Below are 23,490 nucleotides of genomic sequence, written 5' to 3'. Positions count from 1 at the left end.
AAGAGACCCATCCCGTGGAGAGCGAAACCCTGGCTGCAAGCACCATCGTGGTACGAAACCCCGCAGACGGTCGGATCGTCGGCGAAGTCCCCATCGAGACGGCAGAGTCAATCGCGGCCACGGTCGCCGACCTTCGTGCTGCGCAACGGGAATGGGAGGCCATCGGACCGAGGGGGCGTGAACGCTGGCTGCGCCGATTCCAGAATTGGCTGTACGACAACGCCGAACGTATCGGCGATGTCCTGCAGTCGGAGACCGGTAAGCCGCGCCTGGAGACCAGTTTCGAGGTGCCGATGGCGACTGATCTCATCAACTATTACGCGACAAGCGCGGCCGGATTCCTACGTGACACGCACCCGTCGGCCCACAACGCGCTCGGAAAAGTAAAGCGGCTCACGACGATCTACCGGCCGTTCCCAGTAGTCGGCGTCATTTCGCCATGGAATTTCCCGATGCTCATGCCGGTCTACGACGCGATCCCGGCGTTGGCGGCCGGCGCGGCGGTGCTGATCAAGCCGTCAGAGGTGACGCCACTGGCAGCGCTGGAGCTCGCCCGCGGCTGGACCGAGATCGGGGCGCCGAAGGTGCTCGCAGTCGTCACTGGTGGGGGCGAAACCGGTGCTGCCGTAGTGGATTCCGTCGATTACGTGGCATTCACCGGCTCGGTGGCCACGGGCCGGGCGATCGCGCGTGCGTGCGCCGAACGGCTCATCCCGTGCAGCCTGGAGCTGGGAGGTAAGGACCCGGCGATCGTGCTCGCCGATGCCGATCTGGACCGGGCAGCCAACGGCATCACCTACGGCGCACTGTTGAACGCGGGCCAGGTGTGTGTGTCGATCGAGCGTGTGTACGTGGAGGACTCGGTCCATGACGAGTTCGTCGCCAAGGTCGTGCAGTGCGTCCGGGAGCTGCGGCAGGGACAGGACGGACCGAAACCGGAATTCGACATCGGACCGATGGCCACGATGGCCCAGCGCGACATCGTCGCGCGCCACGTCGACGAGGCCGTCGCCGCGGGTGCGCGTGTGCTGACAGGTGGGAAACCCACCGGCACCGGCACGTTCTACGAGCCAACCGTTCTGGTGGACGTGCAACAGTCGATGTCGTGCGTCCGAGAGGAGACTTTTGGACCGGTGTTGCCGATAATCCGGGTCGCCGACGAGGACGAGGCCGTCACACTGGCCAATGACTCGCGCTACGGGTTGTCTGCCACAGTCTGGAGCGGCGACAAGGCCCGTGCCGAGCGAGTTGCGCGGCGTATCGAAGCAGGCGCGGTGAACATCAACGACATGGGGTCCAACTTCTTCGCTTTCGCGCTACCGATGGGCGGCTGGAAAGAGTCGGGCATCGGTGCGCGCTGGGGCGGAGCCGACGGTATCCGGAAGTACTGCCGCAAGCAGGTCATCACGACGCCCCGCATCCCGACCCAGAAGAAGGAACTCATCTGGTATCCGTACTCGCCGGCCAAATTCAAGATCGCGACGACGATCATGCGCGCCCTGGCCGCGCGCGGCGGGCGTCGACTCGGAATCAGCGACGGAGGCAAGTAGATGTCGGACAACGCAATTCGCGACAAGGTCATCGTGATCACCGGAGGCGCACGGGGCATTGGGCTCGCCACCGCCGGCGCGTTGCACCGGCTCGGCGCACGCGTAGCGATCGGTGACATCGATGAGCTGAAGGTCAAGGACACCGGCGCCGAGCTCGGACTGCCATTGGCCGCGAAACTAGATGTGACCGACTCCAATTCGTTTGCCGAATTTCTCGACCGCGTCGAGCGGGAACTCGGGCCCATCGACGTGCTGATCAACAATGCCGGAGTCATGCCGGTCGGCAAGATCATCGACGAACCCGACGCGGTTACCCGCCGCATTCTCGATATCAACGTGATGGGCGTGATCATCGGCAGCAAGCTTGCCGCCCGCCGCATGGTCGCCCGCCGAAGCGGTCATGTGATCAATGTTTCTTCGCTTGCCGCGGAAGGGCCGGCGCCGGGGCTGGCCACGTACGTCGCTAGCAAGGCCGCGGCATTACAGTTCACCCATTGTGCGCGTTTGGAGTACCGGACTTCGGGCGTGAAATTCTCGGCAGTGCTGCCCGCGTTCACCAACACCGAACTGATTGCGGGGACCCACGGGCCGAAGGGGCTGAAGAATGCCGAGCCCGAGGACATCGCCGATGCGATCGTGGGCGTCATTCGCAAGCCCAAAGCGCGGGTAGACGTTCCTCGGGTCGCCGGTCTGCTGGTGGCGACGTCGAGATTCGTACCTCGCGGCATCTACGAGGCGCTCACCAGGGCTCTCGGGAGCGAAAAACTGTTCGTCGACGACGTCGATGTGGCTCAACGCAAGGCATACGAGGACCGCGTGCGTGGCGTCGAAGGACCTGCTTGAGACATCGCTGGACGATGACCTGCTGAGTAATCTCAAACGAGCGGAAGAAATCGAAGGATGGGTCGAAGTCAGTGGGGGAGATGACTCGCAGTGCCCCTCAAGGTCGCCGCCGGCCGCGGTCCGCAGCCGAACGCCCCGCACAAAAAACGTCACTGCGGCAGTTGCAACGGGAACTGACACGCCGCAGGGTGATCGAAGCGGCTCTCGACGTCTTCGATGAGCGCGACTTCGCCGGCGCCACAATGGAAGACATCGCCGGACGCGCAAATCTGAATCGCGGCACCATCTATCTGCACTTCGACAGTAAGTCGGAGATTCTCCAGGCGGCGCTGCGGGACCTCCTGCCAGGTGAACTCGAGCTCTTCCGCGAATTCGCCGCAGCAAACACACGTGCCGAGACAGAGGCTGCATACGAGCACACGCTCACCGCGTGGCGCAAGCTTGGCCGAATCTGGAACCATGCTCAAGCGGCTGCTGCCGTCGATCCTGCTGTTCGGCGCTGGGCCGATGCAGTTTTCGTGCGTCAGGTCCGCAAGGTGCGTAGGTCTCTCGAGAATTCCGGCATGAAGCCGGCAGTGGCCGAGATTCGCGCAACACTCTTGGTCTGCATGTGGAGCGAGTTCCTTCCCCGGTGGGCTGCCGGCGAGAGCAGCCGCGGCCGCAAGGCAACCGCCGCTGCCCTCACCGACTTTCTGGAAGCTGCCCAGAAGATGGTGTGATCAGAGCGCCACGAATCTCACATCACCAGAACAGGTTTGACGACCGATCCGTCGATCGATGCGGCTTCGGCATCGTTGATGTCGGCGAAGTCGAATGTGGTGATCAGCCGGTCGTACGGCAGACGGCCGGCAAGTCGCAGCGCGATCAGTTGCGGAATGAATTGTTTTGGGGCGGTGTCACCTTCGAACAGGAAAGCAATGCGTTTGGTCGCCATGGCGCCGGTGGCGAAACTCAACTTGGGGGCAGTGCTGCCCACGATGCCAAGCATGCCCCTACTACGCAATGTGGTCAGTGCCGTGTTCATCACCGCCGGCACTCCGGTGGTGTCGAGCGCGAAATCGCATCCGCCCGTGACAGCACGCACCTGCGCCGCCAATTCGGGGTCGGATCCGTCATACACGCGTGTGGCGCCAAGTTCCAGCGCCAGCTCGCGACGACTTTCGTGGAGGTCGACCGCGATGACCTCGCGCGCACCGCTGGCGTGCGCGGCCATTACTGCCGAAAGGCCGACCGCTCCAGCTCCATACACCACAAGCGACTGGCCGAAGCGGAGGCCGAGCGTGTGCACTACGGCGCCGACGCCGGTCTGCACACCACAGCCCAGCGGCGCCAGCTCGCTGAATGGCAGCTCATCGCCGACCTTGACCAGACATCGTTCACCGACGATGGCATGAGTCGCAAACGACGACTGCCCGAACCAGCGACCGTTGATCTCCTCGCCGTCGCACCGCAGTGGCGACGAGCAGCCGAGGCCACGGCCAGTCATGTTGCGGCCGAAGAATTCTGTGCAATATCCGGGTTGGCCGGTGTGGCAGTTGTCGCAATCGCCGCACGAGTCGTAGGTCAGCACGACCCGGTCGCCCGCCTGCACTGCGGTAACGCCCGAACCGACGGCTTCGACGACTCCCGCGCCCTCGTGTCCCAACACAACCGGGAATGCGAGCGGTATCGGCGAGTGCCGCGCCGTGATGTCGGTGTGACACATCCCGACGGCCCGAACGGCCACCAATACCTCGCCCGGGCGCGGCTCGCGGACCTCGATGCCGCGCACCGTGAATTCGGCAGTGGGACCGTCCAATACGGCTGCCTGCGCCAGCATCGTTGCCTCCTCGATTGGGATAATCCGACGCTATCTGTCCGCCATCCACGGCGGCATCGCATCAACTGGCCAGATTTGGTGACCGAACGGCTAGCGAATGGTCAACGGTCTGGTCCCGCGATGCCGACCACGGGTCTACTGACAGGTATGAAGCTCAGTGTCGATCGAACGCGGTGCGCCAGCATCGGACTCTGTGAATCCTTGCTGCCCGAGATTTTCCAGATCGATGACGACGGCGTACTGACTCTCGCCCGCGAGGATATCGCCGACGACGAACAGGCCCAGGTGCAGACGGCGGTCGACAATTGCCCGACCGGCGCCCTTCGACTGCAGGAGTGCTGATGTCCGACGACAAGGCGGCGTACGACGCGCTGTTCATCGGTGGCCAATGGGTGGAGCCATCGACATCGCGGCGAATCGAGGTCTGTTCGGCCAGTACCGAGGAACCGCTCGGTGCGGTTGCCGCCGCCGAGGCCACCGATGTCGACTGGGCGGTAGCAGCCGCACGCCAAGCCTTCGATGATCCGCAGGGCTGGGCCCACTGGGAGCCATCGCGGCGTGCCGAAAAACTGGATCGATTCGCCGATGAACTGGTCGCACGCGCCGATAGCATCGCGCGGGCCGTCAGTAGCCAAAACGGCATGCCCATCCGGATTTCCCGCCAAACCGAGGCGAAGGTCCCGGCAACACTGCTGCGCTACTACGCAGATTTGGTGCGTTGCAACGATATCGAGGAGCGCAGGGCGTCACTGGTCACCGGCACCACGGTGGTGCGTCGGGATCCGATCGGCGTTGTCGGGGCTGTGGTCCCGTGGAACTTCCCGCAGACGCTGTCGTTCTTCAAGTTGGCCCCCGCGCTGGCGGCGGGGTGCACCGTGGTGCTCAAGCCGTCGTCGGAAACAGTGCTTGACGCGATGCTGGTCGCCGAAGCCGCTCTCGCGGCAGAGCTTCCGCCCGGTGTGCTCAACATCGTCCCCGGCTCGGGGCGCGGCGCCGGGGCACACCTCGTCGCTCATCCAGGAGTGGACAAGGTGGCATTCACCGGCTCCACAGGCGCCGGCCGCACCATCGCCGAAGCTTGTGCGCGACTGCTGCGACCGGTCACGCTGGAGCTGGGTGGTAAGTCCGCGGGCATCATCCTCGATGACGTCGATCTGAGCGTCGCGATGAAGGGCATGTTCGCGAGCACCCTGCTCAACCAGGGGCAGAGCTGCTACATCAGCACCCGAATTCTGGCCCCGCGCAAGCGCTATCGGGAGATCGTCGATGCCTTCACCGCGTTGGCGTCGTCGCTGCCCATCGGCGATGCGCTCGACCCGGGCACTGTGATCGGGCCACTGGCCAGCGCCCGCCAACGTGAGGTGGTGGAAGGCTACATCGCCAAAGGAATAGCCGAGGGCGGCACCATCACCACGGGCGGGAACCGGCCTCGGGGGCGCGACAAGGGCTGGTTTGTCGAGCCGACGATCTTCGCCGATATCGATAACGACGCCACCATCGCTCGTGAAGAAATCTTCGGGCCGGTGCTGGCGGTGATTCCATACGACACTGTTGACGATGCCGTGCGGATCGCCAACGATTCGGAGTTCGGTCTGGGCGGCACGGTGTGGACCAGTGACCCCGGTCGGGGTATGGATGTCGCGCGACGGGTTCATACGGGAAGTGTGGGAGTCAACGGGTTCACGATGGATCACGGCGCGCCCTTCGGCGGGGTGAAGTCCAGTGGCCTCGGTCGCGAGCTAGGTCCCGAAGGGCTACTCGCCTACCAGTCCACCAAGTCCATCTACCTGCCCGCCTGAGCGGAATCGAGCACAATGGAGTGCAAACAAATGCGAATTCATCTGCTGAAGGCGATCGGACGGACCGTCCGGCTCCTGCAAGACCGAATGGAGCCGAAGGGCTTTCAGCTGGCATTGCTGCGGCGCACCGCCGATGGCGCGGGGCTGTTTCGTAAGCCGTGGGCAGCTCAAGTCGACCAGGACATCGCCGGTGGAGCGCCGCAGGGTACGTGGATCATCGCGCCAAGCGCGTCGGCAGACCGCGGCGTCGTACTTTATCTGCACGGAGGCGGATTCGTCTTCGGCTCAACCCGGTCGCACCAGGGCATGGTCCGACGCTTGTCGGAGGCCAGTGGGATGGCAGTGTTCCTCTTGCGGTACCGGGTGGCACCCGAGCATCCGTTTCCGGCCGCTGCTGATGACGCGCTCGCGGCGTACCGGCACCTCCTGGCCCACGGATACGACTCGAGCAGGATCACGCTCGCCGCCGACTCGGCGGGCGGTCATCTGGCGTGTTCGGTGCTGAATGACGCGGCTCGAAGCCGACTTCCGATGCCCGCGGCCGCAGTGCTGTTCTCGCCATGTTTGGACCTCAGCGGCGCGAGCGCCGTGCAGCGCGACGCGCTACAACGGGACCCGATCTTGTCTCCGAAACTGGGTTGCAAGATGTTGCAAGCCTACGTCGGCGCAGCAGCTCTGGACGATGCCCGCATCGCCGTTCTGGATGCGGACCTGCGCGCTTGGCCGCCGGTGCTGATCCAGGTGGGCGACACCGAGTGCCTGCTGACGGATTCGCAACGTCTGGCGGATGCATTGTCTCGGGCCGGGGTGTCGCACCGATTGCAGGTGTGGCCGGATCAGATCCATGTGTTCCAAGCACTGGCTCGGTTCTCGCAAGCCGCTCGAGAGGCACTGTGGGACGCGGGCTGGTTCCTTGCGTCGAATGTTGACCGGCAGTCCAGCTCAGACGGACGAAGGTCAACTGGCTGATGGACCTATCCCGTTCGGGCACAACCGATCGCCAGCTGTCGCTCGGGCCGACGTACACCCGGACTATCACCACGCCACCGAACTGACGAGGGACCAGAACATGCCGCAACCCCAGACCTTGCCCCAAGCGTTCCAACAGATGGTCGCTGCCCGGGGTGATGCCGTCGCGCTTCGCAGCGCGGACGGAGCTCGCACCTACACCTGGCGCCAATACGCCGACGAGGTCCGAAGGATCGCCGGCGGCCTCGCGGCCCTGGGGTTGCGACGCGGGGACACCTTCGCCGCACTGCTAACCAATCGGCCGGAGTTCAACCTGACCGAGGCAGCCGCCTCCCATCTGGGTGCGACAACCTACTCGATCTACAACACGTGTCCGACCGAGCAGATCGAATATCTGCTGACCGATGCCGACACCCGCATCGTGGTGACCGAGCGTCAGTACGTCGACAAGGTGAAGGCGGCCCAGTCTCCGGTCGAGCACATCCTCGTGATCGAGGACGACGATATAACTCGGCTGCGGCCTGACGACTACTTCGACTTCGAGGCCGCGTGGCAGGCGGTGCACCCCGATGATGTGCTGTGTTTGATCTATACGTCGGGAACCACCGGACCTCCCAAGGGCGTCGAACATACGCACCGCAGTGCCATGGCGATGGCCGAAGCCGTTAATGCCTTCTACCCGTATGCATCCGGCGATACGTTCATCTCGTACTTGCCATCGGCACATGCGGCGGATCGATTCTTCACCCACTACTTCGGCGTGCTTGCCGGTATCGAGTTGATCACCTTGGCCGAAGCCAAGCTGCTGCCGGCGGTGTTGTCGCAGGTGCATCCCTCGCTTTTCATCGCCGTTCCGCGAACCTGGGAGAAGCTCAAGACTGGCGTTCAGTTGCAGCTGAATGCCGATGACCGCCTCAAAGCCAGTTTCGATGGCGGCGCACCCCACGTCCTCGATGCGATCAGGACGCGGCTCGGGCTTGATCGACTGAAATGGGCGCTATCCGGCGCTGCGGCCATCGCACCCGACGACTTCGCTTTCATCCAGAAACTGGGCATACCGGTCAGCGAAATGTGGGGTATGTCCGAGTGCGGTCTCGGCACCGGAGCTCCGCCGTCGATGGCTCGGCAAGGCACGGTCGGTATGGCGCCGCCCGGTGCTGAACTGCGGCTTGCGGATGACGGTGAACTGCTCTTGCGGGCACCGTCGGTGATGAAGGGCTATCGCAACAATCCCGTGAAAACCGCCGAGGCCATTGACGCCGACGGGTGGCTGCACTCGGGCGACATCGCCGAGATCGACGACGAAGGCTATGTGCGCATCGTCGACCGGAAAAAGGAGCTGATCATCAACGCGGCCGGAAAGAACATGTCGCCGACCAACATCGAAGGCGCTATCGCTTCATCCTCACCGTTGCTTGGCCCGGTGGTTGCCATCGGCGACGGGCGCCCGTACAACGTGGCGTTGATCACCCTGGATCCTGATGCTGCAACCACCTTCGCCGCCGAATTGCAGATCAGCGCGGACCCGGCGGTCATGGCCGCCGAGCCCAAGATCCGCGACATCGTCGCGAAGGCTGTCGAGGCCGGCAATGCGAAGCTTGCACGCGTCGAGCAGATCAAGCGGTTCACCATCCTGCCGACGTTCTTCGCTCCCGGTAGCGATGAATTGACCCCGACATCGAAGCTGAAGCGCAAACCGATCGCCGCCAAGTACGCCGCCCAGATCGAGGAACTCTACGCGTGACGACCGCAGAAGCAGCCCCGGCCCTGCTGCGCCGAGTGGGCCACGTCGCCGTCATCACGCTGAACCGTCCGCACGCGATGAACGCGATCACCGCAGCGATGTCGCTGGCCGTGCAGGATGCGATCGACGAACTGATCGCCGATCCGGACTTGCGCGTTGGGATACTCACCGGCGCCGGCGATCGTGCCTTCAGCGCCGGCGCAGACCTCAAGGAGGTAGCCGCCGGCCGGCCGTTGATCGACCCGTCGCAGCGGGAGCGCGGCTTCGGCGGATTCCTGAAGTCCGGACTCTCCAAGCCGTTGATCGCGGCGGTGAATGGATACGCCCTCGGCGGCGGCACTGAGCTGCTGCTGGCATGTGATCTCGCGGTCATGAGCGAGTCGGCCACCCTCGGCCTGCCCGAAGTCACGCGCGGGATCATTGCCGCTGGCGGCGGCCTGCTTCGCTTGTCGAAGCGGATTCCGCTGTCGATCGCGCTCGAGATGACCCTCACCGGAGCGCCGATGTCGGCGGATGAGGCTCTGCGCTGGGGACTGGTCAATCGCGTGGTCGCACCGGAGCAAGTGCTCGATACGGCACTGGAACTCGCCGAGGTGATCGCCGCGAATGCGCCGCTGGCAGTTCGGGCCAGCAAGCAGGTCACCTACGCCGCGCGCGACGCCGGCTCGGATTTCGGCGCGGCCGCGTGGGCACTGTCTGATGGCGAAGCCAAGACAGTGATGCGCACCAACGACGCCAAGGAAGGGCCCCGGGCATTCACCGAAAAGCGGGCACCGATCTGGAGCGGTACATGACCGCCGCCGCGATCGCCGGCCTCGGTCTGACCGACGTCGGAAAAGTCTACGGCCGAAGCGCGACCGACCTTGCCGCTGAAGCGGTTCGGCTCGCAGTAGCGGACGCCGGGCTGGACCTGGGTGACCTGGACGGACTGCTTGTCACGCCGGGAACCCAGGGCGCGCCGAAACTCTCGCTCCAGAAGGTCCTCGGGCTACGTGATCTGACGCTCCTGGCAGAAGTCTCTGTGCTCGGCGCCAGCCCCGCCGTGATGATCGCCTACGCCGCAGCCGCCATCGCGGCCGGCGAAGCATCGACAGTGGCCTGCGTATTCGCCGACGCCCCGCTGAAACAGACCGGCTCGGGCCGGGATGCCTTCGGTTCGCCGAAAACTGGAAACCGCAGGGGGCCCAGTGGTTTCGCCGGCTACCACGCGGGTATCGGCATGGTGACGCCCAACCTCTTCTACGCGCTGGCCGCCCAGCGCCATTTCGCCGCCTTCGGCACCACCAGTGAGCAGCTCGGCGCCATCGCGGTCGCACAGCGCAGTTGGGCCGCACTCAACCCGAACGCGCAATATCGTGAGCCGATAACAATCGAGCACCATCAGGCTTCGCCGATCATCGCCGAACCCCTGCATCTGTTCGATATCTGTCTCGTCTCCAACGGTGCCGCAGCAGTGATCGTCACCAGCAGCCAACGTGCGCGCGATCTCGCCCGGCCCCCGGTTGACATTCTCGGCTGGAGTCAGGCCCACCCAGGTCGAATCATGGAGCATGACAGCGACTTTGGGTTGCGCACCGGCGCAGCCGCTGCCGGGCCCGCGGCCCTGCGCATGGCGGGCGTCACGACCAGCGACGTGGACCTGCTGCAGCTGTACGACTGCTACACGTTCACCGTCCTGGTGACGCTGGAGGACTACGGGTTCTGCGGGAAGGGCGAAGGAGGCGCGTTCGTGGCTGACGGCGCGCTCGGGCCCGGTGGTGTCCTACCGTGCAACACCGGCGGTGGGCAGCTCTCGGCGTACTACCTCTCCGGATTCACACCGATCGTCGAGGCCGTATTGCAGGGCCGCGGAATGGCCGGTGGGCGCCAAGTCGAGAGGCGAGATGTCATCATGGTAAGTGGGAACGGCGGCGTGTTAGAGCACCATGCCACGCTGATTCTTGGTGGGGCACAATGACAAACGCATGGCCACCGATCGATCGGGACGCAAAAAGTGGCGAGTTCTTCGACGCTGCCGATGACGATCTATTGCTATTGAAGACCTGTGACGTCTGCACTCACGCGTCGGCACCGGAAGCTCAGGTGTGTACTGCCTGCCGCGGCACCCAACTGTCGTGGATGCCCGCGAGTGGTGCAGGGGCTCTCGTGTCCTGGACGGTCGTGCACCGGGCACCCAACCGGGCGTACACCGACGTCGTGCCCTACACCGTCGGAATTGTCGAATTGTCGGAGGGGCCTTGGGTTTATGCGCGAATCGTCATCGACGAACCCCGCTGTGGCGTGGCACTGAAAGCGGAGTTCGTGCACCCGGAGGACGGCGAAAGCTATCCGATATTTGTTGAGGCGGCATCGCAATGATTGAGCTGGACCTAGGTAATCCCGCCACCTATGAGCGCGGCTACCCACACGAGCTGTTCACCCGCCTGCGCCGGGAGAACCCGGTGGCATGGTCGGCCGAGCCCGCTGACGGCGTCTTTCCTGGCGGACCAGGATTCTGGGTGGTCACCCGACACGCCGACGTCGTAACCGCGGGTAAGCGGCCGGACGTGTTCAGTTCCTATGCGGGCGGCACGTTCATTCGCGACAGCCCGCCGCACCTGTTGCGTGAAGCGCGCAAGGCGATGCTGAACCAGGATCCGCCAGAACATTCCACGATGCGCCGTATCGTCGGCAAGGCGTTCACCCCGCGGGTCGTACGCGACATGGCTGATTCCATGCACAACCATGCGCGCCAGATTGTGGAATCGCTTGAGCCTGATACTGAATTCGACCTTGTCGACCGGTTTTCCGCGGAGATGCCAGTCCTGGTGTTGGCCGACCTGTTGGGAGTGCCGTCCAGCGATCGACGCCTGCTCTATGACTGGACGAACGAGATGGTCGGCGGCGGTGACCCCGCCGCGATCACCAATCCCGAGTCCTACGGCAAGGCATTCATGGAGTTGTTCGCCTACGCCGCCGAGCTGACAAAGCACAAGCGCGCGCATCCGGGCGAGGATGTCTGGAGCACCGTGGTGAACGCCGAAGTCGACGGTGAGCAGCTCGATGACGAGTCGTTGCGCAGGTTCTTCCAGCTGCTCGTGATCGCTGGAAATGAGACGACACGAAACCTGCTGACAGGCTTTGTGCTGCTCATGGGCGAGCACCCCGACCAACTGCGCTTGTTGCGCAACGATCCGGAACTGTGGCCCACCGCTATTGAAGAAGTGCTGCGCTATCACTCACCGGTGACGCAGTTCCGCCGTACTGCTGTGGCCGATTTCGAGTTGGGCGGCCGGCAGATTGCGACGGGCGACAAGGTCGTGCTGAGTTTCGCGTCGGCGAACCGCGACGAAGACGTCTTCGAGGATGCCCAGCGATTCGACATCGCCAGGACCGACAATCCACATCTGGCGTTCGGCGCAGGCCAGCATTTCTGTCTCGGTAATGCCGTCGCGCGCGCGGAGGCCAGAACCATCCTGCCGGCCCTCTATGAGCGGTTCGGATCGGTCCAGATCACCGGCGCGCCGGTGCGGCAACGCTCCAATTTCATCAACGGCATCGAAGCCCTGCCGGTCAGGGTATCGGTCAAGGAAGGTATTTCGGCATGACGCCATGGGCCACGGCAGAACGCCGTGAATTGCGTCAACTGGTCGGCGATTTCACCGACCGCAGGATTGCGCCCTACCTGGACGAGTGGGAATCGGCCGGGCAGGTCCCGCGAGATCTGCACCGGCAGGCCGGTGAGCTCGGTCTGCTCGGACTGGGTTTTCCCGAATCGGCGGGCGGTGCGGGGGAGTTCCTCGACTTCCTGATCCTCAACGAGGAAGTCATTCTGCACGGGGGGAGTGCGGGACTGTGCGGCGCTCTCATGACGCACGCTATCGCCACTCCACACATCGCGGCAGCGGGCGACCCCAGCCAGATCGAACGCTACGTCAAGCCGGCCCTTGACGGTGCCAAGATCGGTGCGCTGGCGGTCACGGAACCCGGCGGTGGGTCTGACGTTGCGGCACTGCGGACGAGCGCCGTGCGCGACGGTGACTCCTACATCGTCAATGGGGCCAAGACCTTCATCACGTCCGGGTGCCGTGCCGATTTTGTGACCGCTGCAGTGCGTACCGGCGATCACCCGCACAAGGGCGTCTCGCTGCTCGTGATCGACACCGACAGCCCAGGTTTCGCCGTCACCCGGAAGTTGGACAAGATGGGCTGCCTCTGCTCGGATACCGCCGAACTGAGCTTCACCGATGTCCGGGTGCCCCTTGCCAATCTCGTTGGGCCAGAAGGCACCGGCTTTATCCAGATCATGCAGCGGTTCGACAGTGAGCGGCTGTTGATGTGTGTTCAGGCGTGCGCGATCGCTCAGCGGTGTGTCGACCTCGCTACCAGTTGGGCTCGCGATCGTGTCACCTTCGGAGAGCCGCTGATCAATCGACAGGTCATCCGGCACAAACTTGCCGAGATGGCACGGCAGGTCACCGCTGCTCGCGCCTTCGTCCGAGATGTCGCGGCGCGCTATAACGCAGGAGAGCGAGTCAGCACCGAGGTGGCAATGGCGAAGAACACCGCGACTTTCGCGTGTGAATTCGTGGTTCATCACGCGGTTCAGATCTTCGGTGGCATGGGCTACATGCGTGAGACCGAGGTCGAGCGACATTACCGCGATGCGCGCATCATGGGCATCGGCGGAGGCGCCACGGAAATCATGAACGAGATCATCGCCAAAGGCATGAATCTGGCCTAGCGAGCGACATCCCGTTCAGCACATGCGGAGCGCTGGACGATGCGCGACTGAAGTATCCACGGGCGCCGAGACTCGACCGCTCTGACGAGTCGCGACGTCGACCCGGCTCGTTCGATGCTCGCAGGGCGAACACCAAAAATGAAAGGAAGCATTGCGCACATGGAAATCAGGGACTCGGTGGCTGTAGTCACGGGTGGGGCGTCGGGACTCGGCCTCGCGACAACCAAACGATTGCTGGCGGCGGGGGCAAGCGTCGTTGTTATTGACCTCAAGGGTGAGCAGGTCGTGTCCGATCTGGGGGAGCGGGCAAAGTTCGTCGCGGCCAACGTCACCGATGAGGACGATGTCAACCGGGCGCTGGATGTTGCGGAAACGCTCGGGCCCGTACGCATCAACGTCAACTGCGCCGGCGTCGCCAATGCCATCAAGACCTTGGCCCAAGCGGGTCCGTTTCCACTTGCCGATTTCCGTAAAGTTGTCGAGATCAACCTCATTGGCACGTTCAACGTAATCAGACTGGCGGCTGAACGCATTGCCAAGACCGAACCGGTCAACGGTGAGGAGCGCGGAGTCATCATCAACACGGCGTCGGTCGCCGCCTTTGATGGACAGATCGGCCAGGCGGCATACTCGGCGTCCAAGGGCGGTGTCGTGGGCATGACGCTGCCGATTGCCCGTGACTTGTCGCGCAGCCTGATCCGAGTTTGCACCATTGCGCCGGGTATCTTCATGACACCCATGCTCGCGTCCTTGCCCAGTGAGGCCCAGGCATCTCTCGGTGCGCAAGTACCGCACCCCAGTAGGCTCGGTGACCCCGACGAGTATGGTGCGCTGGCCGTGCACATCGTTGAGAACCCGATGCTCAACGGCGAAGTCATTCGCCTCGATGGCGCCATTCGGATGGCGCCCCGATAGGCACATTTGCGACGGCGGGTGGCTGGGCTTCCCGGCCACCCGCCGTCGCTTGTCTGGGTATTGTCGCGCGAGTCGATTAGCCCCGGCGGCTATAGCAGCTCGAGGATGGTGGCGTTGGCCTGGCCGCCGCCCTCACACATGGTCTGGAAACCGTACTGAATGTTGTTGTCCCGCATGTGGTGCAGCAGTGTGGTCATGATGCGCGCACCGGAACCACCGAGCGGGTGTCCGAGGGCGATGGCGCCGCCGTTCGGGTTCAGCCGGCTCTCGTCGGCGCCGATGTCCTTGAGCCACGCCATCGGAACGGGGGCGAAGGCCTCGTTGACCTCGAACACGCCGATGTCGCCGACACTCAGGCCGGACTTGGCCAGCGCCTTCTGCGTGGCGGGGATCGGGGCGCTGAGCATCATCACCGGGTCGGCACCGGCCAGGACACCCGTGTGCAGGCGAGCAAGGGGCTTGAGCCCCAACTCTTTTGCCTTCTCCGCGGACATGATCAGCAGCGCGGCCGAGCCGTCGGAAATCTGCGACGAGTTGCCGGCGTGGATGACGCCGTCTTCCTTGAAGGCCGGCTTGATCGCGGCCATGGACTCGACGGTGCCACCGCGGCGGATGCCGCCGTCCTCGGACACGATATTGCCGTCCTGGTCCTTGATGGCCACGATCTGGTCCTTGAAGGCGCCCGCATCCTGTGCGGCAGCGGCCTTTTCGTGCGACCGCAACGAGAACTCGTCGAGCTGGGTGCGGGACAGGCCCCACTTCTCGGCCATCATCTCGGCGCCGGTGCCCTGGCTGGGGGTCTTGTGGTCATAACGGGCGAGGAAGGGCTCCGGGTAGGGGTGTCCACCGTTGGCGAGCGAGGAACCCATCGGGGTGCGCGACATCGATTCGACGCCACCGGCGACGACGACGTCGTAGTGGCCGGCGACCACACCGGCGGCGGCGAAGTGCACCGACTGCTGGCTCGACCCACATTGGCGGTCGACGGTGACGCCAGGGACGGTCTCGGGCCAGCCGGCGGTCAGCACCGCATTGCGGGCAATGTCGACCGCCTGCTCGCCGGCCTGGCTGACACAGCCCCAGATCACGTCGTCGACGAGGGCGGGGTCGACGCCGGCGCGCTGCACCAGGGCATTGAGCACCTGGGCCGAGAGTTCGGCCGGGTGTACACCCGACAGGGCGCCGTTGCGCTTCCCGATGGGCGACCGGACCGCCTCGACGATGACAGCTTCAGCCATACGAAAACTCCTTCGATTCCTGGGTTTGATCCCGCCGTATGCGGGCCTACGTCGTTAGGCGTGGGCGTCGAGCCAACGCCCAGCATTGGCGAAAAACTCTGGGTGACAGTAGTGCTCGGCCTGAGCCGGCGCCTCGATCTCGGATATTGCGGTTGGCAGATCCGCCGATGCCGACTGCCGAAGGGTGGCCTTGATTCTGCGACTGACATGGTCGGGCACTGCGGCGAACCGCTGCGCGAGCGTGATCGCAGCTGCAATCGGATCGTCGCTCACCTGAGAGACAATGCCTAGCTCTAGCGCCTCGTCGGCGTCCACGGTCTCTGCGGTGAGGAGGAGTTCAAGTGCCTTGGCGTGCCCAACCACACGGGGCAGAGTGTGAGACAGTCCCGCGTCGGGCCCCATCGCGATCTTGACGAACGTAGCGGCGAATCGGGCCTGCGGCGAGGCAATCCGGATGTCGCTGGCCAGCGCGAATCCAAATCCGCCGCCGATCGCAGGACCGTTGATGGCCGCGATGGTGGGTTGCGGAAGCTCACTCCATGCGACGGCGCCTTTGAAGAGTTCGCGCATCCATTCGGTCGCCTGAGGAATGTCCTGAGGGGGGAATTCCGCTCGGGCGGACAGGTCCATACCTGAGCAGAACCCGCGGCCGGCTCCGGTCAAGATGACTGCGCGGGTCCCGATATCTTCAGACACCGACGAGATAACGTCGATGAAAGCCGAAACTGTCGATGGGCGAACAGCATTCATCTGTTCTGGGCGGTTGAACGTAATCACCGCCACGCCGTCGCAGGGGCGGTCCAACAGCACCTCGGTGCTCGCCATTATGTTTGATCCATTCGCGTATCCGATTCGGTGCTCCCAGGGCATCACGCGAGGAACACCGTGACAAGGTGCGGTGCCTAGGTCTGGCCGGACGTCAGAGGTGATTCGGCATATTGGCTATAACCAGGCCGTCCTACCAAGTCGACCCTCCGAGGTCGTTTAATGAACTGTGGCGATCATGAAAGACACCGTGATGAATGCAGAAGAGCGACGAGGCAAGGCGATTGCCGTTGTCAAAGCCGCCCACGTCGCCATGAGCGGATCGGTTGAGCTACCAGACGGTGACTTGGAGGACTCGCTGGTCGAGCAGCTCGTTGATGAGGCCCTTCATCGACTACGCGACATTCTCTCCAGTCGGTCGGGGACCGTAGACGTAGGCGTCCTCGCGCTGTTGGCGTTCGAGCTCTCCGAGATCCATGGGCAGATGGTCGCGGGCACCCTAGACCGCCGACTCAACGGATTGAGCAATGTGCAGCTGGCACTGGGCAAGCTGCGTGCAGTGCGCTCGACAGAGGAAATGATGGCCCGCGCACCGCGCGCATTGTGCGATGAGTGCGGGTTCAAGATCGCCACCTTGATGAGGGTCGACGAAGGTGGACGGGTAATACCAGTCAGCGGTTTCCACGCCGAAAACCCGGACTGGGAAACGACATTCAAAGACACGATGCTCAATAGCCTGCCGGTGTATCTGAACGCTAGTCTGATCGAGTCAGAAATGATCCGCCGCCGCTCGGCTCTGATCGTGCACGACGCCTACAACGATCCACGCGTCACCACTGAACACCTGCGGATGGCCGGTGCACCGTCCTACGTCGCGGCACCCATCATGCCCGAAGGCCGTGTCATCGGCTTCTTGCACGCGTCACACGGATCCACGGTCGACATCGTGGACCGCGACATCCTATGGGCCTTCGCCGAAGGCTACGGATACGCACTCGAGCGCACCATCCTGGTGGAGCGACTCTACGAACACGGCGAGCGGATGAGGGAACTGATGCGCTCTACAGACGCCGTCCTCGAACAATTGCGTGAGGCCGACCTCCAGATTATCAGCGCCTACGGAGGCGAGATCTCCACCAGCAAGGTGCCACGCGTGGCCAGCTTCGCCGCGCCGTTGTCAGCGATCCACGACCTCCTCACGCGCCGCGAGATCGAGATCATCGAACTGATGGCACACGGGGACACAAACCGCCAGATCGCCGATCGCCTCATTGTCTCGGAGGGCACAGTCAAAGCCCACGTCGGCCAGATCCTCCGAAAGCTGAAGGCTGCCAATCGAGCTGAGGCCGTCTCGCAATACACACGTATGTTGCATGGGCGAAGCTGACTACTTCACCCAGTACGGCAGAGAATCTCGGTGTCAGCCATCTTGTAGCCTGATTTTGACGGCCTAGTCTTCGACCTTTGTGCGTGCGCCGGCGGAAGCAGTCGCTGCTGTGGCCCACGAATAATCAGGTTTGCCGTTGGCGTGCCTGCGCACGGTGTCGACCGGGATGAACTGCTTAGGCACTTTGTAGCCAGCAAGGGTCACCCGGCACAGAGATCCGAACTCGTCTATGACCGCGTCATCTGTGACGTGTACCAGGGCAACGACCTCCTGGCCCCAGACCTCGCTTTGCCGACCGACAACCACGGCGTCAAGTACTCCGGGCAACGACCGAACGACAGCTTCGACCTCGTCGGCGTAGACCTTCTCACCACCGGTGTTGATCGTCGTCGCATCTCTGCCAAGGAACTCGGCGCTGCCGTCAGTGAGCAGTCGCGCGCGATCGCCGGGAACGGAGTACCTGTTGCCGTCTAAGGTGACAAAGGTCTGCGCAGTTTTCTCGGGGTCGTCGAGATAGCCCAGAGGGATCGGCCCGCTTGACGCCAACCAGCCGACCTCGTCTGCGCCGGGTGCCAGCAGACGGGTCCGGTCTTCGGACAGCACCACAGCTCCACGGCGCGAGTCGATCCGACTGCCATTTGTGGTGTCTTTGCTCCCGACCATCCCCTCGGAAGACGCGACCAAGTCGGTGACGCGTGTCTGGGGGAGCAGTTCGCGCAGTCGGTCCTTGAGCTGTGGCCGCAGTGCGGCGCCGGCACTAACTATCAAGCGTAGATCGGGCAGAGCCAGTTGCCGCTCTTCCAGATCGGACAAGATCGGCGCAGCGAACGCGTCGCCGACTATGCACAGTGACGTAACTTGTTGGTGTGCAAGGGTGTCCACCAACACTCGGGCATTGAAGCGCTCTGGCTCCGGTTGGATGACGACTGTCGCGCCGCCTAGCCAGCCGCCCATCGCCACTGCCATGCCTGCCCCGTGCATCAGCGGTGGAGCAGGGAGAACTCTGCCGCGGAGGCGCCTCGCCCGTGCCACTGCACCAGCCAAATCCATCGGTGATCCGTCTTTTCCGCGGATTCCGAATGGACCGCTGACCATGTCGCCACTGCGCCAGATGACACCTTTGGGCTTGCCCGTGGTTCCGCCCGTGTACAGCAGACTGCGATCGTCCGGCGACGGGTCGAATGCCTCGGGGGCGGTTGATTCGAGCGCTGACGCGTAATCGACCGCCCCGTTGAGCAGCTCACCGCCGACCTGAATCAGGAATGGGCGATGGGGCAGTGTTGGTAACACCTCAGCGAGTATCGGTGCGAACGTACCCCCGTAGATGAGTGCCTTGGGTTTGGCATCGAGCAGGAGGTAAGTGAGTTCGTCGGCCGTATACCGATAGTTGATGTTGAACGGTACGGTTGAGGCTTTGTAGGCGCCTAGCAGAGACTCCAAGTACTCAGTGGAGTTGTACATCAAGATGCCCAAGTGGTCTTGGCCGGTTGTCCACGGTGGACACGACACCGGTGGACGGGTGCTACCAATACCGTTGGCACGCAACAGGGCAGCTAGTCTTCGGGTGCGGTCGGTGGTTTGCGACCACGTCCAGATTCGGTCGGCGATGATGCATGGATCGTCGGCGAATTCCTGCGAAAGCGCTTCGTGCAGGGAAGCGATGTCCAACTGAGTCGTCACTTGCAGCCGATCCCGCCGTCGTGCACGGCGCTGGTGTTGTCGGGAACCTTGGGGTCGTGCAGGGATGTTCGACGCCGGCGCACCCACGTCACGGCGCGTGGGCTATCCCCGTGTATCGGTCGGTGCGGTCGGCGGCGCCGCGAAGCGCGAACGTCAATCACAAACCGATCCGATGTCACCGAGGCGTGAGGTGGTCGAATGGTTCGTGCTCGCGTTCATCAGACTCAGCTCAGCAAGGTCGCGTACCGACTTCAAGGTATGTGGGGAACTGCTGGACGAAAGGCATAGAAGGTCTGGCGGGTCGGACAGCGCGGTTGGATGGAACCCATGGTCGGTCGCTGGGTGCTAGGCGCGCCGGCCTCGTGCAGCTTGAAGGATCGGGACAAAGTACGTTTCTGCGATCACCCGCGACTGTTCCGGCGTGCCGATCGGCAGTCGGGATGACGGCGAAGTCATCAACGTTGCCAAGGCCCGCAGGATGAGTTCGGCGGCCTCGGCCGCGTTGTCGAGGGGCATATCGTCTCCCGCGAGAACCATCGCGAACGCTTGTACAAGGTGTTCGAACATCTCGTCGTCCTGGATCAGCGTCAGTAAGAACTCGCTTTCATGCACGAGGGCAGCCTGCGCCAGGTCGTTCCGCAGCCACTCGGAGGTCGACAACGTTACGCATGCCACCAGGCGTTCTTCGGGTTTGGCGAGGCGTCCGACCACGGCGACACTCATATCCAAGAAGTTGGCGACCTCGCGGGTGACCACCGCGCGAACGATCTCATCCTTATCGCCGAGTCGCCGGTAGATCGTCCGGCTGGAGACGCCGGCTCGACGCGCGATGTCGTCCATGCTCGTGCGCCGGAAGCCGTATCGGATGAACTCGGCGCGCGCAGCGTCGAACAGGTCGTCGGTGGACGCCTTGCGACCACTCGTCGAGGTCGCACTCACGGTCGACAGAGCAATTCTCCCGTCGTCTAGCAAGCCTGCCACCAGCGTGGCATACGCAGCCGCGGAGCCGGTGCGGTGGGTGTCATCGGCGCGCCTCTCCGAATCGCCCGGGACTCTTGACCCGGGTGTCATAGTGGCATAGTTTTCTGACAAAGTGACATCAATGGAGGCAACATGAGGCTGCGTGCTGACTATCCCGCAATCGATCTCGACGGAGCCGTCGTCGCGATCACCGGCGGCGCCCGAGGCATCGGCCGCGCAACTGCGCGGGCTTTCATCGCCCGCGGTGCCAAGGTGGCGATCGGCGACTTGGATGGCGCCGTCGTCGACGCAACCGCAGCAGAGGTCGGCGCAATGGGGTATGTGCTCGACGTGACCGACCGGGCGTCGGTCGACAACTTCGTCTCCAGCGTCGAGCGCGACCTCGGACCCGTCGACGTCTTCGTGAACAACGCCGGTGTCATGCCGGTGATCCGCTTCCTCGAGGAGGACGACCGGGTCAGCGCCACCACACTGAACGTGAACCTGTGGGGGCCTATCAATGGGATGAGGGCCGTTCTGCCCGGCATGATGCACCGGGGCCGCGGCCACGTCGTCAACGTGGCCTCACTGGCAGGTAAGACGCACGTGCCGGGTGCGGCGGTCTACAACGCAAGTAAATTCGGCGTCGTCGGGCTCAGCCTCGCTGTGCGGGCGGAGGTCGAGAACTCGGGCGTGAGCGTGAGCACCATTTTGCCCAGCGGAGTCAGGACGGAGCTCACGTCCGGCATTTCCGCGAAGGGGGGTCTCATGGTTGAGCCCGAAACGATCGCGCGGGCGGTCGTAGACACGGTGCACACCCGGCGAGTCGAAACAGCAGTGCCCAGGTTGATGGGCACTGCTGTAACGGTGGCGAATCTACTTCCTCATCCTGTCAACCGCCTTCTGCGCAAGGCGCTCAAGGACGACCGAGGTGTCGAGGCGGTCGACGCAGTCGCGCGCCAGGCCTACCTGCAGCGCGTCAGCGATCAGGCCGTCGGCCAATCGGTGAAACGCGGCTGACCGCGGCGGGAGCCGGCCCCCAACCCGTCTAGTACGTGATGATTCCGCGAATGTTCTTGCCTTCCCGAAGGTCCTGGTAGCCCTGGTTGACCTCTTCCAGTGTGTATCTCGTGGTCACGAGCTCGTCGAGTTGGAGCTGGCCGTCGTTGTAGAGCCGGAGCAGTCTGATGATGTCGTACTGCGGGTTGGCCGAGCCGAACAACGAGCCGCGAATGGTCTTCTCGAACAGGGTCAGCTCCAGGCCCGAGACGTGAATCGTCAGCTTCTCGGGGTTGGCCATACCGATGACGACGACCGTCCCGCCCTTACCGATGGCGTGGAACGCCGACGTGACGACGTCCTCGTCCACCGTTCCGACGCAGATGATGGCCTGGTCGGCGCCCTGCCCCCAGGACAGTTCGGTGATCTTTTCTGCGGCCGCCTCGGCACTCGCAAAGACATGTGTGGCACCGAATTTCAGTGCGGTATCACGTTTGAACGCCACCGGGTCCACTGCCACAATGTATTTCGCGCCGGCGTGCGCGGCGCCCTGGACTGCGTTGATGCCGATGCCGCCGATGCCGTAGACGACGGTGATGTCACCCGGGCGCACGCTGCCGGCGTAAGTGGCGGCGCCCCAGCCGGTCGGCACCCCACAGCCGACCAACACGGCGGTCTCCAGCGGCAGCCAGTCGTCGACCTTGACCACTGAATGCTGCGAGATGGTCGCCTTCTTCGCGAACGTTCCCAGCATGCACATGGCGCCGAAGTCTCTGCCGTCCTTGTGGAATCGGAACGAGCCGTCCGGCATGGAGCCCTCGAGGATCGTGGCTCCCATGTCACAGAGGGCCTGCCGGCCGGTCGAGCAGTACCGGCAGTGGCCGCAGCTCGGAATGAAGCTGCACACGACGTGATCACCCGGCTTGACCTTGGTGACGCCGGGGCCGACGTCCTCGATGATGCCGGCGCCCTCGTGCCCACCGACGATGGGATAGCGCGGTGGGAGGTCACCGTCGGACAGGTGCAGGTCGGAGTGACACAGTCCGGCGGCGGTGTAGTTGATCAATACTTCACCCGGCCCTGGGCCGTCGAGATCGAGTTCCATGATCTCGAAGGGCTTGCCGGGCTCCAGCAGTACGGCTGCGGTGGTCTTCATCAATGGATGCCTTTCAGGCTGAGTGGTTTTCGTGTAGGTGTCCGCGAGCCGGTGCCAGATCACGTTTGAGGAAGTCGAGCTGATCGGCCAGCACCCGCTGCTGCCACGAACCGTTGTAGAAGTCGAGATGGTCTGCGGGGTATTCGCGCAGCTGCGCCCAATAACCCGCGCGTCGCGCCGCCTTACGGGCCGCCGCCGGTGGCGCGACGCGGTCACGGGTGCCGGGTTGCACGAGGATCGGGCATGTCAGCTTGCCGGCTTTCGTGATCGGCCGGTTGACCGCGACCCCGACGGCGTGCCGACCTCGAACTTCGTTGCGCCACGACGGCCCGGCGACGGGGAGCCAAGCCTCTGCCGAACCGGACGTCGCGATCACCGCGTTCGGCCCGCCTACCACCGGAACCATGTGCGCGGGCCGCCCCAGGGCACTGCCAACCACATCCCGCAGGGCATTTGCCGCGGAGCGCACCAGATATCCGGCACCGCAGGTGCGAACAAGGTGGGCCAGCGTCGCCAGTCCGTCGACCGCCGGATTCATCGAGATGACCGCCGCGATGCGCTGGTCTCGGGCCGCCACCGCGATGACGTGGCCGCCGGCGTACGACGTCCCCCACAGTACGATCCGGTCCGGGTCGACCCCGGGCAGATGGCGCGCCGCGGCGATGGCGGCGTGGTAGTCCTGCCGCTGGCGGCGAATCGAAACGTCCTGTCGCGGAGTGCCTTCGGACTGTCCGAAGCCCCGGTAGTCGAACACCAGCACGTCCAGTCCGGCGTCGGCGAAGGGCTCGGCGAAGCTGAGCAGGGCGGTGTCCTTCGTCCCGCTGAAGCCGTGCGCCATCACGACGCACGGCTGGCCGGATTCACCGGCCAGTGAATCGGTGGTAGCGGTCAGATGCCAAGCGGCACAGCGCACTCCGTGGCTGTAGAAGTAGAGCTGCTTCAT

22 protein-coding genes are annotated in these 23,490 nt (G+C 64.0%); 15 read left to right on the top strand and 7 right to left on the bottom strand.

The genetic code is table 11. From position 1 onward, the window contains the following. Positions 1-14: 14 nt before the first annotated feature. The 3 genes from ACWW1C_RS15690 (at position 15) to ACWW1C_RS15680 (ending at position 3,112) form a co-directional block, all read left to right on the top strand. Positions 15-1,550, top strand: a complete 1,536-nt coding sequence (locus tag ACWW1C_RS15690) for an aldehyde dehydrogenase family protein (RefSeq protein ID WP_455979250.1) — start codon at positions 15-17, stop codon at positions 1,548-1,550. After that, positions 1,551-2,393 carry an SDR family oxidoreductase gene (locus ACWW1C_RS15685; RefSeq protein WP_455979249.1) on the top strand — a complete coding sequence of 281 codons (843 nt, stop codon included), beginning with the start codon at positions 1,551-1,553 and terminating at the stop codon, positions 2,391-2,393. A gap of 188 nt (positions 2,394-2,581) precedes the next feature. Continuing rightward, positions 2,582-3,112, top strand: a complete 531-nt coding sequence (locus ACWW1C_RS15680) for a TetR/AcrR family transcriptional regulator (protein WP_455979248.1) — start codon at positions 2,582-2,584, stop codon at positions 3,110-3,112. A 17-nt stretch (positions 3,113-3,129) separates the two neighbouring features. On the opposite strand, the gene ACWW1C_RS15675 is transcribed toward ACWW1C_RS15680, so the two are convergent. After that, positions 3,130-4,212: an NAD(P)-dependent alcohol dehydrogenase gene (locus tag ACWW1C_RS15675; protein WP_455979247.1), complete on the bottom strand. Its 1,083-nt coding sequence runs from the start codon at positions 4,210-4,212 to the stop codon at positions 3,130-3,132. A 147-nt stretch (positions 4,213-4,359) separates the two neighbouring features. Between ACWW1C_RS15675 and ACWW1C_RS15670 the strand changes: the two genes are divergently transcribed. The 10 genes from ACWW1C_RS15670 to ACWW1C_RS15625 all read left to right on the top strand — a co-directional run bounded on the left by ACWW1C_RS15670 (position 4,360) and on the right by ACWW1C_RS15625 (position 14,362). Next, the gene (locus tag ACWW1C_RS15670; RefSeq protein WP_455979246.1) at positions 4,360-4,554 is read left to right on the top strand and encodes a ferredoxin; all 195 of its coding nucleotides are present in this window, start codon (positions 4,360-4,362) and stop codon (positions 4,552-4,554) included. Then, positions 4,554-6,011, top strand: a complete 1,458-nt coding sequence (locus tag ACWW1C_RS15665) for an aldehyde dehydrogenase (RefSeq protein ID WP_455979245.1) — start codon at positions 4,554-4,556, stop codon at positions 6,009-6,011. Before ACWW1C_RS15670 ends, ACWW1C_RS15665 begins: the two co-directional genes overlap by 1 nt. 30 nt (positions 6,012-6,041) lie before the next feature. Next, positions 6,042-6,980, top strand: a complete 939-nt coding sequence (locus ACWW1C_RS15660) for an alpha/beta hydrolase (RefSeq protein ID WP_455979244.1) — start codon at positions 6,042-6,044, stop codon at positions 6,978-6,980. 100 nt (positions 6,981-7,080) lie between these two features. Beyond that, complete coding sequence (locus ACWW1C_RS15655) at positions 7,081-8,724, top strand: AMP-dependent synthetase/ligase (protein WP_455979243.1); 1,644 nt, start codon at positions 7,081-7,083, stop codon at positions 8,722-8,724. Then, complete coding sequence (locus ACWW1C_RS15650) at positions 8,721-9,518, top strand: crotonase/enoyl-CoA hydratase family protein (protein ID WP_455979242.1); 798 nt, start codon at positions 8,721-8,723, stop codon at positions 9,516-9,518. Before ACWW1C_RS15655 ends, ACWW1C_RS15650 begins: the two co-directional genes overlap by 4 nt. Beyond that, positions 9,515-10,681: a thiolase family protein gene (locus tag ACWW1C_RS15645; protein WP_455979241.1), complete on the top strand. Its 1,167-nt coding sequence runs from the start codon at positions 9,515-9,517 to the stop codon at positions 10,679-10,681. The genes ACWW1C_RS15650 and ACWW1C_RS15645 overlap by 4 nt, the downstream gene beginning before the upstream one ends. Before the next feature lie 188 nt (positions 10,682-10,869). Continuing rightward, positions 10,870-11,082: a Zn-ribbon domain-containing OB-fold protein gene (locus tag ACWW1C_RS15640; protein ID WP_455979240.1), complete on the top strand. Its 213-nt coding sequence runs from the start codon at positions 10,870-10,872 to the stop codon at positions 11,080-11,082. Between the two features lie 188 nt (positions 11,083-11,270). Next, positions 11,271-12,311 (top strand): cytochrome P450, encoded by a 1,041-nt coding sequence (locus tag ACWW1C_RS15635; RefSeq protein WP_455979239.1) that lies wholly within the window; start codon positions 11,271-11,273, stop codon positions 12,309-12,311. Beyond that, positions 12,308-13,447, top strand: coding sequence for an acyl-CoA dehydrogenase family protein (locus ACWW1C_RS15630; protein WP_455979238.1), 1,140 nt, complete (start codon positions 12,308-12,310; stop codon positions 13,445-13,447). Before ACWW1C_RS15635 ends, ACWW1C_RS15630 begins: the two co-directional genes overlap by 4 nt. A 159-nt stretch (positions 13,448-13,606) precedes the next feature. Further along, a complete protein-coding gene (locus ACWW1C_RS15625) occupies positions 13,607-14,362 on the top strand; it encodes a 3-hydroxyacyl-CoA dehydrogenase (RefSeq protein WP_455979237.1) in 756 nt (251 codons plus the stop codon). 89 nt (positions 14,363-14,451) lie between these two features. Here the strand turns inward: ACWW1C_RS15625 and ACWW1C_RS15620 are convergent, their stop codons facing one another. Further along, on the bottom strand, positions 14,452-15,600 hold the full coding sequence (locus ACWW1C_RS15620; RefSeq protein ID WP_455979236.1) for a thiolase family protein: 1,149 nt from the start codon (positions 15,598-15,600) through the stop codon (positions 14,452-14,454). Between the two features lie 54 nt (positions 15,601-15,654). After that, positions 15,655-16,425 carry an enoyl-CoA hydratase/isomerase family protein gene (locus tag ACWW1C_RS15615; RefSeq protein WP_455979235.1) on the bottom strand — a complete coding sequence of 257 codons (771 nt, stop codon included), beginning with the start codon at positions 16,423-16,425 and terminating at the stop codon, positions 15,655-15,657. 178 nt (positions 16,426-16,603) lie between these two features. Here ACWW1C_RS15615 and ACWW1C_RS15610 point away from each other — a divergent pair, with 178 nt between their 5' ends. Continuing rightward, positions 16,604-17,752 (top strand): LuxR C-terminal-related transcriptional regulator, encoded by a 1,149-nt coding sequence (locus ACWW1C_RS15610; protein ID WP_455979234.1) that lies wholly within the window; start codon positions 16,604-16,606, stop codon positions 17,750-17,752. 63 nt (positions 17,753-17,815) lie between these two features. Here ACWW1C_RS15610 and ACWW1C_RS15605 read toward each other — a convergent pair whose 3' ends face one another. Continuing rightward, the gene (locus ACWW1C_RS15605) at positions 17,816-19,432 is read right to left on the bottom strand and encodes an AMP-binding protein (protein WP_455979233.1); all 1,617 of its coding nucleotides are present in this window, start codon (positions 19,430-19,432) and stop codon (positions 17,816-17,818) included. A gap of 345 nt (positions 19,433-19,777) precedes the next feature. Beyond that, entirely contained in the window at positions 19,778-20,371 is a 594-nt protein-coding gene (locus ACWW1C_RS15600) for a TetR/AcrR family transcriptional regulator (protein WP_455979232.1), read from the bottom strand. Between the two features lie 174 nt (positions 20,372-20,545). Here ACWW1C_RS15600 and ACWW1C_RS15595 point away from each other — a divergent pair, with 174 nt between their 5' ends. Continuing rightward, entirely contained in the window at positions 20,546-21,412 is an 867-nt protein-coding gene (locus tag ACWW1C_RS15595) for an SDR family oxidoreductase (protein WP_455979231.1), read from the top strand. Between the two features lie 28 nt (positions 21,413-21,440). On the opposite strand, the gene ACWW1C_RS15590 is transcribed toward ACWW1C_RS15595, so the two are convergent. After that, positions 21,441-22,547: an NDMA-dependent alcohol dehydrogenase gene (locus ACWW1C_RS15590; protein WP_455979230.1), complete on the bottom strand. Its 1,107-nt coding sequence runs from the start codon at positions 22,545-22,547 to the stop codon at positions 21,441-21,443. 13 nt (positions 22,548-22,560) lie between these two features. Further along, positions 22,561-23,490 (bottom strand): alpha/beta hydrolase, encoded by a 930-nt coding sequence (locus ACWW1C_RS15585; RefSeq protein ID WP_455979229.1) that lies wholly within the window; start codon positions 23,488-23,490, stop codon positions 22,561-22,563.

This window comes from Mycobacterium sp. HM-7 (genome assembly GCF_053852335.1).
Note: the sequence above shows the minus strand (reverse complement) of the source record. Positions and strands in the feature narration are given on the sequence as shown.